The 11,724-nt window shown below is 46.8% G+C and carries 6 protein-coding genes and 1 pseudogene; 5 read left to right on the top strand and 2 right to left on the bottom strand.

Features of this window, described 5'->3' with window-relative positions; all coding sequences use genetic code 11:
• Positions 1-46 precede the first annotated feature (46 nt).
• The 5 genes and pseudogenes from J4N40_RS23040 to J4N40_RS23060 all read left to right on the top strand — a co-directional run bounded on the left by J4N40_RS23040 (position 47) and on the right by J4N40_RS23060 (position 10,326).
• Complete coding sequence (locus tag J4N40_RS23040) at positions 47-2,500, top strand: glycogen/starch/alpha-glucan phosphorylase (protein WP_005374836.1); 2,454 nt, start codon at positions 47-49, stop codon at positions 2,498-2,500.
• Between the two features lie 117 nt (positions 2,501-2,617).
• A complete protein-coding gene (malQ, locus tag J4N40_RS23045) occupies positions 2,618-4,798 on the top strand; it encodes a 4-alpha-glucanotransferase (protein WP_005374838.1) in 2,181 nt (726 codons plus the stop codon).
• 283 nt (positions 4,799-5,081) lie between these two features.
• The gene (gene glgB / locus J4N40_RS23050; RefSeq protein ID WP_373921116.1) at positions 5,082-7,274 is read left to right on the top strand and encodes a 1,4-alpha-glucan branching protein GlgB; all 2,193 of its coding nucleotides are present in this window, start codon (positions 5,082-5,084) and stop codon (positions 7,272-7,274) included.
• A 196-nt stretch (positions 7,275-7,470) separates the two neighbouring features.
• A pseudogene (gene mtgA, locus J4N40_RS23055) lies at positions 7,471-8,085 on the top strand (monofunctional biosynthetic peptidoglycan transglycosylase).
• Between the two features lie 180 nt (positions 8,086-8,265).
• The gene (locus tag J4N40_RS23060) at positions 8,266-10,326 is read left to right on the top strand and encodes an alpha-amylase (RefSeq protein ID WP_115386836.1); all 2,061 of its coding nucleotides are present in this window, start codon (positions 8,266-8,268) and stop codon (positions 10,324-10,326) included.
• A gap of 69 nt (positions 10,327-10,395) precedes the next feature.
• Here J4N40_RS23060 and J4N40_RS23065 read toward each other — a convergent pair whose 3' ends face one another.
• Positions 10,396-11,112: a DsbA family protein gene (locus J4N40_RS23065; protein ID WP_053349997.1), complete on the bottom strand. Its 717-nt coding sequence runs from the start codon at positions 11,110-11,112 to the stop codon at positions 10,396-10,398.
• A 96-nt stretch (positions 11,113-11,208) separates the two neighbouring features.
• A complete protein-coding gene (locus tag J4N40_RS23070) occupies positions 11,209-11,496 on the bottom strand; it encodes a hypothetical protein (protein WP_049872671.1) in 288 nt (95 codons plus the stop codon).
• Positions 11,497-11,724: the final 228 nt, after the last annotated feature.

The raw sequence follows: 11,724 nt of genomic DNA on the forward strand, positions 1-11,724 counted from the left end.
CACGATGTATGGCAGATGAATTACCAAAAGACGTGAGAATTTCGTAATGAAACCTACTCAACAAAAACAATTTGACAAGAAGTCGTTCCAAGAAAGCGTAAAGAAACACCTATCTGTAACTTACGCTCATACGATTGAAAACGCAGACAGCCGCGCATGGTACCTAGCAATGGGGCATGCTCTGGCTGAATTTACTACTCTAGATTTGCTTGCGACAGAAGAAGATCCACGCATTAAAAGTGCGAAGAGCGTTAACTACCTTTCGCTAGAATTCCTTATCGGTCGTTTGACGGGTAACAACCTAATCAGCATGGGTCTGTATGAACAAGTAACAGAAGCAATGGCTGAACTGGGTTACAACCTAACTGATCTGCTAGAAGAAGAGCGCGACCCATCATTGGGTAACGGTGGCCTTGGTCGTCTGGCTGCGTGTTTCATGGATTCATGTGCGGCACAAGAATTCCCAACTGTCGGCTATGGTTTACATTACGAATACGGTCTATTTAAACAGTCATTCAAAGATGGTCGCCAGCAAGAAGCACCTGACGCATGGCGCGGTGTAGAAGGCTACCCTTGGGAAATTGCGCGTCCAGAACTTGCGCAAGAGATCGGTTTCTACGGTCACGTTGAAGTGATTAACGAGAACGGTAAAGAGGTTCGCAAATGGGTACCAGGCATGACAGTAAGAGCAATGCCTTGGGATCTTCCAATTGTGGGTTACGAATCAGACACGGTTTACCCGCTACGTCTTTGGGAATGTCAGGCGATTGCACCATTCTCACTAGCAAGCTTTAACAATGGTGATTACTTCGAAGCTCAGCACGCACTGATCGACGCAGGTAACATCACTAAAGTGCTTTACCCGAACGACAACCACGAGAAAGGTAAAACACTGCGTCTAATGCAGCAGTACTTCCACTCAGCAGCGTCTGTACGTGACATCCTACGTCGCCACGAAGCTGCGGGCTACTCGCTAGCGGATCTACCTAAGCAAGAGACTATCCAGCTTAACGATACACACCCAACGATTGCGATTCCTGAACTAATGCGCATCCTGATGGATGAAAAAGGTTTAGCTTGGGAAGCGGCTTGGGAAATCAGCTCTAAGACATTTGCGTACACCAACCACACGCTACTTCCAGAAGCACTAGAGACATGGCCAGAGTCGCTAATCCAGCACCTGCTACCACGTCACATGGAGATCATTTACGAGATCAACCACCGCTTCCTACAAGACGTACGTGCAATGTGGCCGGGTGATGTCGCGAAGCAACAGAAGCTTTCTATCATCGAAGAAGGTTTCCACCGCATGGTTCGTATGGCAAACCTATGTGTAATCGGCTCTTACGCAGTAAACGGTGTAGCAGCACTTCACTCTGAATTGGTTAAGAAAGACCTATTCCCAGAGTTCCACGAAATGTACCCGACACGTCTACACAACGTAACGAACGGTATTACGCCACGTCGCTGGTTGAAGTTCTGTAACCCAGGTCTGTCTCAGCTTATCACTGAGAAAGTCGGCCCAGAATGGCCAGCGAAACTAGAGCAACTTGAAGGTATTGCGAAGTACGCTACTGACGCGACATTCCAAAAAGAATTCATGGCAGTGAAGAAAGAGAACAAAGAACGCCTAGCAACTTGGGTGAAAGAGAACATGGGTATCGAGCTCGATACTAATGCAATCTTCGATGTTCAAATCAAGCGTCTGCACGAGTACAAACGTCAGCATCTAGACTTGCTACACGTACTGTCTCTGTACCACCGTATTCTTAATGAACCAGGTTTTGAGTGTACGCCACGCGTTGTGTTCTTCGCAGCAAAAGCAGCACCGGGTTACCACCTAGCGAAAGAAATCATCTTCGCAATCAATAAGATTGCAGACAAGGTGAACAACGATCCTCGCATCGGTAACAAGCTGAAAGTGGTATTCATCCCTGACTACCGCGTGAGCATGGCTGAAATCATTATCCCTGCGGCTGACGTTTCTCAACAAATCTCGCTAGCGGGTAAAGAAGCATCAGGTACAGGTAACATGAAGATGGCGCTAAACGGTGCGCTAACTATCGGTACAATGGATGGTGCAAACGTTGAGATTCGTGAGGAAGTAGGCGATGAGAACATCTATATCTTCGGTCTAGATGTTGAAGGTGTGAAAGCGCTGAAAGCTCAAGGTTATAACCCATTTGATTACTACAATGCGGATCACTTACTCAAAGCGTCCATGGACCTACTACTGGGTGAAGAATTCACTCCAGGTCAACCGGGCCTACTACGTGCAACGTACGATAGCCTGCTGGATGGCGGTGACCCATACCTATGTCTTGCGGACTTCGCATCGTATGTGAAAGCGCACGAAGACATGAGCGAACAATATAAAGATCAAGCTGGCTGGGCGAAGAAGGCCATTCTTAATACCGCCCTTGTTGGCAAGTTCACGTCAGACCGCTCAATCCGAGACTACGTGAACAATATCTGGAAACTTGAAGCGGTGAAACGCTAATAGAACCTAGTTAAGACCAAGGTAGCCAAGCGCTACCTTTGGTCATTTTCCAAAAGAAGTTATTGATAACAATAAAACCCTACATGGAAGGTGTTGGTATTACCTTCGGAGAAAGCGATGAAAGAACAAACAGCATTAAAGAAAGTCGCGGAAATGGCGAGATTGGCTGATAGCTATGTCAGTGCTTGGGGAGATGAGGCTAAAGTGTCTGAGGAGACGCTACGCCGCTTGCTCGCTTCGCTTGGCTACGATACTAGCAGTGATGAAAAACTACTGGCTTCTGCTGAAAAGAAACATAAAAAAGACGTACTAGCCCCTGTTCTTGTTTTACGCGACGGCGAACCAGTCGAAGTGGAACTAAACCTAGGTACGAGTGCTCGTGAGAGTGAATTCAGCTGGCGTTTAGAAACAGAACAAGGAGAGGTACTTGAAGGCTATCTTCAGTCCCAAATTGTTCGTGATGAGCGTGCTGAGGGTGGCCCTCTAGTGTTTGCATTGCCAAAGAACTTGGCTTGGGGTTATCACAAACTGATCATCAGTCGTAAGCGTCGTAAAACACCTTACGAGATGTCATTGATCATTACGCCGAAAGCGTGTTTCAAACAAGACGATCTAAACCAACACAAAAAGCTATGGGGTCCTAGTATCCAGCTTTACACACTGCGTACTCAGCATAACTGGGGCATCGGTGATTTTGGCGACCTAAAACAACTGGTGAGTGATATTGCCTCTCGTGGCGGTGACTTCATTGGCTTGAACCCTATTCACTCGCTGTTCCCTGCGAATCCAGAAGGGGCAAGCCCATACAGCCCGTCTTCTCGTCGTTGGTTGAACATCATGTACATCGACGTAAGCTCTGTACCTGAATTCGCGCTAAGTGCAGAAGCACAACAGCGTGTTGGTAGCGCAGAGTTCCAACAACGTTTACAAAAAGCACGAGACTCTCATTGGGTGAATTACACCGAAGTTTCGCAACTAAAAATGAGCGTTCTTCCGCTACTATTCAGTGAGTTTAAAGCTCGCCATTTAGACAAAAACACCGATCGCGCTCGTGCCTTCTTGGACTTTGTTGAAAAAGGCGGCGACAGCTTGCTACATCAAGCTGCATTCGATGCACTTCATGCTGATTTACATGCAGAAGATGCAAACATGTGGGGTTGGCCTGTATTCCCTGAGAAATACCGCACATTCGACGCAGCTGGTACTCAGAAGTACATCAAGGATAACCAAGATCGTGTTCACTTGTACATGTACCTGCAATGGATCGCAGACGATCAAATCAAAGAAGCGCAAGCGCTAGCCGAAGAAAAAGGCATGGCTGTGGGTTTGTACCGTGACCTTGCGGTTGGTGTTGCTGATTCTGGTAGTGAAACATGGGCTGATGAAGGCGCGCTAGTATTGGATGCAAGCATCGGTGCACCACCAGATGTACTTGGTCCACTAGGCCAAAACTGGGGTCTGCCTCCGCTTAACCCTCAGGTTTTAGAAGCGACTGGCTACGACGCTTACATCAAATTGCTACGTGCTAACATGAAGCATTGTGGTGCATTGCGTATCGACCACGTACTTGGCCTGCTTCGCCTTTGGTGGATTCCAAAAGGCGAGAAAGCGACAGAAGGCGCATACTTGTACTACCCAGTGGAAGACATGCTAGCAATCCTAGCGTTGGAATCTCACCGTCATCAGTGTTCTGTAATCGGTGAAGACTTGGGTACTGTACCTGATGAAATCGTTGATATCCTTCGTGATGCGGGTGTGCATTCGTACAAAGTCTTCTTCTTCGAAACATCAAAAGACGACGGTGGCTTTATTTCTCCGAAGCACTACGCTGAGCAGTCTATGGCTGCGCTGTGTACGCACGATATGCCAACACTACGCGGTTTCTGGCACTGTGATGACTTGAAGATGGGGCGTGAGATTGGTCTGTACCCTGATGAGCAGCAGTTGGAAGGCCTATTCGCTGACCGCTTGAAGTGCAAACAAGGCATTCTAGACAGTGTTCGCTGGCATGGCTATCTGCCAGAAGGCATTGGTCATGATGCTCAGTACGTGCCAATGGATTCATACCTAAGCGAAGCGCTGCAACTGCACGTAGCCGCGGGTGACTCTGCACTGCTTAGCGTTCAGCTTGAAGACTGGCTAGAAATGGATCAACCTGTCAATATTCCTGGTACGGTGGATGAGTATCCAAACTGGCGTCGTAAATTGTCGATGAACCTAGATGAAATCTTCAGCCGTGAAGATGTGAATCGTATTTCTAAACGCCTTACTGAAGTTCGCGCACAGGCGAGTAAGTAAGATGCCTAGAGTGGCGTAGATGGACGAGCTGATTACCAATTTTGTTAGCTCAGAGGTACGAAAGTTCCGTCTAGGTCACTCATTCCTAAAACACAATCCGTTAGGATGAAGTACCGTTATTATGCCCGCGACAATAGCGGGCATTTTTGTATTTTGACGCCGTTTACGCAACGAACGTGAGAAGCGGAGTCTTTTTGTGAGTTCACAACGTTGGCTGTGGAGAAACCGATGTTTGATTCAGATCTCTGGTCTTGAAAAGGATGTTGGCTCTAGGGAGAAAGATTTGAAAACCACCAAAACCAAGAAAATAAAGAAACAACACGAACGCGCATACGAACTGCTTGCTGAGGCGGCTTACTCAGATCCATTTGCGGCGCTGGGTCCATTCATTGACGACGAAGCTTCGCTGAGAGTTTGGATGCCGGGCGCAAACAAGGTTGAACTGCTTGTTAATGGTGAACCTCGCGTGGCGCTTGAGCGTGATGGCGACAGCGGTTTCATCTTAAAAGAACAACGCGATTTACACCTGACCCACTACCGTTTAGCGGTCGATTGGAATGGTGTTGAACAAATTATTGATGACCCGTACCAGTACCACAATATCTACCAAGAGTACGAGCATCTGCATACGCCAAAAGACATGTATCACTACATGGGCGCGCACTTTGTCACGCTAGAGCGTGGCGGTGAAAACATCTCTGGTGTGCGTTTCCTTGTTTATGCACCACATGCATCTGCTGTTAGCCTTGTGGGTTGCTTCAACCAATGGGATGGCCGTCGTCATCCAATGCAACGCTTAGACTACGGTATCTGGGGCCTATTCATTCCTGGTTTGGAAGAGGGGGTACAATACAAATTTGAGCTCAAAGGGCCAAATGGGGAAGGGTTGCCACACAAACAAGACCCTTGGGGTTTCTACTCTGAGCAATACCCATCGTTCGCATCCATTACCTACGATCACAAGCGTTACCAATGGCAAGATGCGAAATGGCAAAACCGTGCAGTGACACAAAAGCGTGATGAAGCGTTATCGTTTTACGAGCTACATGCTGGATCATGGAAGCGCGACGAGAACGGTGATTTCTTGAACTACCGCGAACTCGCGGAGCAGTTGGTGCCATACCTTGTGGATATGGGCTACACCCACGTTGAGCTGATGCCTGTGTCTGAGCATCCATTCTATGGTTCATGGGGCTATCAACCTGTTGGCTTGTTTGCACCAACTAGCCGTTTTGGCTCACCTGATGATTTCAAATTCTTCGTGGATGCGTGTCACCAAGCTGGTATCGGTGTAGTGCTGGATTGGGTTCCTGCGCATTTCCCATCGGATGATCATGGTTTAGCGAACTTTGATGGTACGCCTCTGTTCCATGATCCAGATCCGCGTCGCGGTTGGCACCAAGACTGGAACTCCTACATTTACGATTTAGGCCGTGAACATGTGCGCCGCTTCCTTGTCTCGAATGCGCTGTACTGGTTTGAACAATTCCATATTGATGGTATTCGCGTGGACGCAGTCGCATCGATGCTTTACCTCGACTACTCACGTAGCCACGACCAGTGGGTTCCAAACGTCGATGGTGGCAACGAAAACTACGACGCAATCGCAACCTTAAAATGGATGAACGAAGAAGTGTACAAGCACTTCCCGAATGCGATGACGATTGCGGAAGAGTCAACGGCGTTTCCGGGGGTGTCTGCGCCAACCTTTATGGGTGGTTTAGGTTTTGGCTTCAAGTGGAATATGGGGTGGATGCACGACAGTCTTTCATACATCAAAGAAGATCCTGTTCACCGCAAATACCACCACAATACCATCACCTTCCCGCTGGTTTATGCGCACAGCGAAAACTACGTCTTGTCTCTCTCTCACGACGAGGTGGTGTACGGAAAAGGCTCTATCCATAACAAGATGCCGGGCGATGAATGGCAGCAAACCGCAAACCTACGTGCATACTACGGTTATATGTATGGTCAACCGGGCAAAAAGCTGAACTTCATGGGCGCGGAAATCGGTCAAACGGCGGAGTGGAACCACGATGATCAGTTGCAATGGTTCTTGCTAGAATACGAGCGTCATCAAGGCGTTCAAAAGCTGATGCGAGATTTGAACCACTTGTACCGAAATGAAGCTGCGATGCACGATCAAGATTGTGTTCCTGCTGGTTTTGAGTGGCGTCTACAAGACGAAGCGGATGCGAGCATCCTAGCGCACGAGCGTATTAGTAAAGAAGGTGAGCGTATTCTGATCATCACCAACTTTACGCCCGTACCACACGAGCGCTTTCGTTTAGGCGTTCCAAATGCAGGTCAATACGAACTGCTACTGAATACAGACGACAGCAAATACGGCGGCAGCGATTTTAAAGTGCTGACCAGTGTGAAAACGGAAAAAGTTGAAAGTGAATCACTGCCTCAATCACTTGAGCTTCGTTTGCCTCCACTTTCAACCGTGTTCTACAAGCTGCACAAATAATTTAGTCTAATCAAATTCTAAGCCCGTTTTACATTGTAAATCGGGCTTTTTTTGACCAAGTTTTCACTAACGATAAACAGACTGCATACTCTATACTTGCATCATATTGTTTTATTAAATCAGGCTAGGTCGGACTTTGAGAAAGATTAAATCCCTTCTGTTCAATATCTTATTGGTGCTTTTGCTTTTACCAGTGATGCTCGTTGGCATAGTGAAATACATCGATCCACCAATTTGGGGATGGAAGATCAGCCGCATGATTTCTCCTCCTGAAGGATTTCCTGAAGAGAGTCAAAATGAATGGGTGCCTTTGAGTGATATTTCTAAACACATTCAATTGGCTGTGATTGCGACAGAAGATCAAAAGTTCCCGACCCATTAAGGAGTGGATTTTGATTCCTTGTTTAAAGTGATCTCAGAGTCTGGCGAGAACGGTCCCTCTCGCGGTGCGAGCACGATTACTCAGCAAACTGCAAAGAACGTGTTTCTGTTTCCTTCACACTCTTATGTGCGCAAAGCGTATGAACTTTATTTTGCTCTGCTGATGGAAGCAATGTGGAGTAAAGAACGCATTCTCGAAGTGTATTTGAATGTGGTGGAGTTTGGGCCGGGTATTTATGGGGCGGAAGCCGCTGCACAAAACTACTTTGGTATTCCAGCTAAACAACTTTCAACACGCCAAGCAGCAAGGCTTGCGGTGGTGCTGCCAAATCCGTATCGCATCAAAGTCTACCCTCAGACTTCTTACACCATCAGCCGCGTCAATTGGGCGATGAGACAAATGCGCAACCTAGGCAGCGTGCAGCTTTAAACTCCCTTTTATCCTGCTCGTAAATAGAACTACGCCCCAATAAAAGCAAAATGTGAAGCGTCACAAGCTTTAGGGCGTAGCCTTTCAGAATGATGTGCTCAGTTTTTCATCCATTTACTATTAGTGTGAATAAAACTACAACACGAATACTGCGCCTATGCGCAACCAATGGACTGAACGATGAAACTGAATCTGATTACGACGACCTTATTGCTTGCATCGGCAAGTGCCATCGCCGAGCCAAACATCACCATTTCTACCACGACCAACAGCCGTGACTTTCCTTTAAGTGCAGAGCAACCTTTGGTTGTGCCCTTAACCAAAGACGGATACACGCTCAAAATCACGGGTGTTGAAGGCGACTGTGTCGCGCCTGATGGTCAGAAGGTCAAATTCAACAAACCTATCGCGCTGAACTGCGGAAAACCAACAGAACTGCCGTTAAAAATCCGTTTTACTGGCGATTACTCTTTTGCTTTTGATGCGGAAGCCAAAACTCTACGCTTCAAGCGTGAACCTAAGAAAGCTGCCAAGACAGAATTCAAACGCCCAATCCCACAAGTGCAATGTGAGGTTTACCAAGGCGGCGAAGTCACCATCGCGCTGGGTGACAGTTTCCCCGATGGCACCAAGTTGCGTGATGCCTATTCTGGTCAAATGGTCGAAGTAAAAGATCAGCAAGTATCGCTGACACCAAGCAAAGATTCCGGCGGTTTGGTGCTACTAGAGCCAGTGAAGAAAACCAAAGAAGCAGTACCGTTTGATTACCGTAATGCCAACATTTACTTCGTGATGGTCGACCGTTTTAACAATGCCGATACCAGCAATGATAACAGCTATGGGCGCAAGAAAGACGGCAAAGAAGAGATTGGTACCTTCCACGGTGGTGACCTAAAAGGCGTGATCGAAAAGCTAGATTACATCAAGAGCCTAGGTACAGATGCAATTTGGCTGTCGCCAATCGTTGAGCAAGTGCATGGTTTTGTGGGCGGCGGCGATAGCGGCTCATTCCCATTTTACGCTTACCACGGTTACTGGACGCGTGATTTCACCAAGATTGATGAGAACTTCGGTAACGAAGATGACCTGAAAAAGCTGGTGGAAGAGGCACACAAACGTGGCCTTAAAGTATTGATGGACGCAGTAATCAACCACACCGGTTACTCAACGTTAGCCGATTTGCAATTTGATGGTATTGAGGTGTTAAAACCAAACGCTGAACTACCTAAGAAGTGGGGGGATTGGCAACCAAAAGCGGGTGAAAATTGGCATAGCTACCACCAGAATATTGATTACCAGAGTCCAAACTGGGCGAAATGGTGGGGCGGTGACTGGATAAGAACAGGTCTACCGGGATACCCAGTTCCGGGCAGCAGTGATATCACCATGTCATTGGCGGGTTTGCCTGACTTTATCACTGAATCAGACAAAGCCGTGAAGCCAGCTCAATGGCTATTGGATAACCCTGGCACTCGCGTTGAGGCGCGTGATAATTACACCGTCTCGGACTACCTAATTGAGTGGCAAACTGATTGGGTGAAACGCTTTGGTATTGATGGTTACCGTGTCGACACGGTGAAGCACGTTGAAGGCGATGTGTGGAAACGCTTGAAAGAAGAGGCATCAAGCAGCCTTGAGCAATGGCGTAAAGAGAACGGTAAGTCAGGTCAGCCATTCTGGATGATGGGTGAAGTATGGGGACATAGCGCTTATCGCAGCCCTTACTTTGACGATGGCTTTGACGCGTTGATTAACTTCGACATGCAGAAGAAGTTAGACAAAGGCGCGGCGTGTTTCAGCCAAATGGCAGACACTTACCAAAGTTACGCAGATACTATCGCCAATGAGAAAGACTTTAACCCTGTGAGCTACATGTCTTCTCACGATACCGAGCTGTTCTTCTCTCGCTTCAAAGATTACGGTATGCAGCGTAACGCCGCGAATGCACTGCTTCTGAGTCCTGGTGCTGTTCAGGTTTATTATGGTGATGAAGTTGGTCGTAACATTGGTCCTTACGCGGATGATTTCCACCAAGGCACACGTTCTGACATGGTGTGGAAGCTATCGGATGAGAAGCAAGCGCTACTCAAACACTGGCAAACCCTTGGTCAGTTCCGTAAAGCGCACCCAGCGATTGGTGCAGGTCAACATCAAGTGATTGAACAAGAAGGTGCGTATGTGTTCTCTCGCTCGCTTGGCAATGACAAAGTCGTTGTGGCGTTTGTGGGTCGCGAAAAGTAGTTAGAACTTCGTTTTAAGCCTAGATAGAAAAAGCCCTTCCTTGAGTTATCAGGGAAGGGCTTTGTTGTTTTAGTTCGCCAGTTCTTGGTCGATGACTTGTTCTAGCTCGTCAAACGGCACATAGCCAGGAATGACTTGATCATTAATGATCAACGCAGGCGTGCCGCGTAAACCAAGTTGCGTGAAATACTGATAGTTTTTATCAAGCAACGCCTTGGTCTCTTTGTCGTCGACAAGCTGCGCTTCTGTCCCCGTTTTTTTCGCGATTTGATTTAAGGAACGTGCGTCATGTGCGCCCGGTTTTTTCACCAATAACTCATGCACTTGTTCGTACTTATCTCGCTGGTTTTGCCAAACATTTAATGCGTAACTTGCCGAGTTGTAGCCGTTTTTCTCGTATTGTTCTTTAAAAGAGACATTGAGGTTAAGCACTTTTACCTGCGGATATTCCTTACCAACTTTGACCAGCTCTCCTTCTAAACGTTTACAAAAAGGGCAGCTGTAGTCTGTTACGTTAATAATGGTTAACTCAGGGTTTTCAGCACCAAAAGAGGAATGTTTGCCATCACTTAGATATTGACGAACCTCCTTCAAGGTGTCGCCAAATGACTGTTGATACGCAATGTACTCTTGAAGGTTTTGGTGCAATGAATCAAGAATTTGAGGGTTATCTTTTAGTATCTGATTAACTTCCTCTAGCTTTTGTTCTGCGGTCTTTTCTGATGCGAAAGATACGGCAGATACGATAGCCATCGTTAACGCCAAAAGTGTACGAGTGAATGTCATAATATTTCCTAAAACTTTTAAATTTCGTTGTTTGTTATGTGAAGTGAATAAAATATGCACAAAAGTCAGGCAGAAAGGTCTCTCGCCTTGCTGGCTTTATTCTCTAAACACGCAAAGTTTTAGGTGAACCCGATACTTTTCCGGTATCGGTTCTGTGTATTCCAGATAACGAATTGCTGTGGTTGTCATCGGCAGCGCCACAATCAAAGCAAACAGAAAAAATGGAATAAGAATATGATCAAACTGATGTTGGTAAGCTTGAACCAGCTTTTCTGAAAGGTCGCAAGATGGTGATAAATTCACACTCTCATCTTGCTGACTCTGTATTTGGTGAGCCTTCGGGCAGCTTTTCGAGAAACCAGAATTTTGGCTTAAGCATATCATCACCACCCAAAGCACGAGGGCGAGTGTCCATTTGGCTATTTTATATTGTGAGCGTAACAATGGGTCGTATAGTCCTGTTAATTCTGGTTTATGCCGTTTACATATGACCGGACCATCCTAACCTAAATTTCGTGGCTGAATGTTACTTTCGAGTTAATCGATATTGCCTCAATGCCAAAGTATGAAGTTCGTCATGAATGTTGTAGAAAGTAATATTCGTCAGAATCA

The organism is Vibrio sp. SCSIO 43097, from assembly GCF_023650755.1.
Taxonomy (GTDB): Bacteria; Pseudomonadota; Gammaproteobacteria; order Enterobacterales; family Vibrionaceae; genus Vibrio; species Vibrio alginolyticus.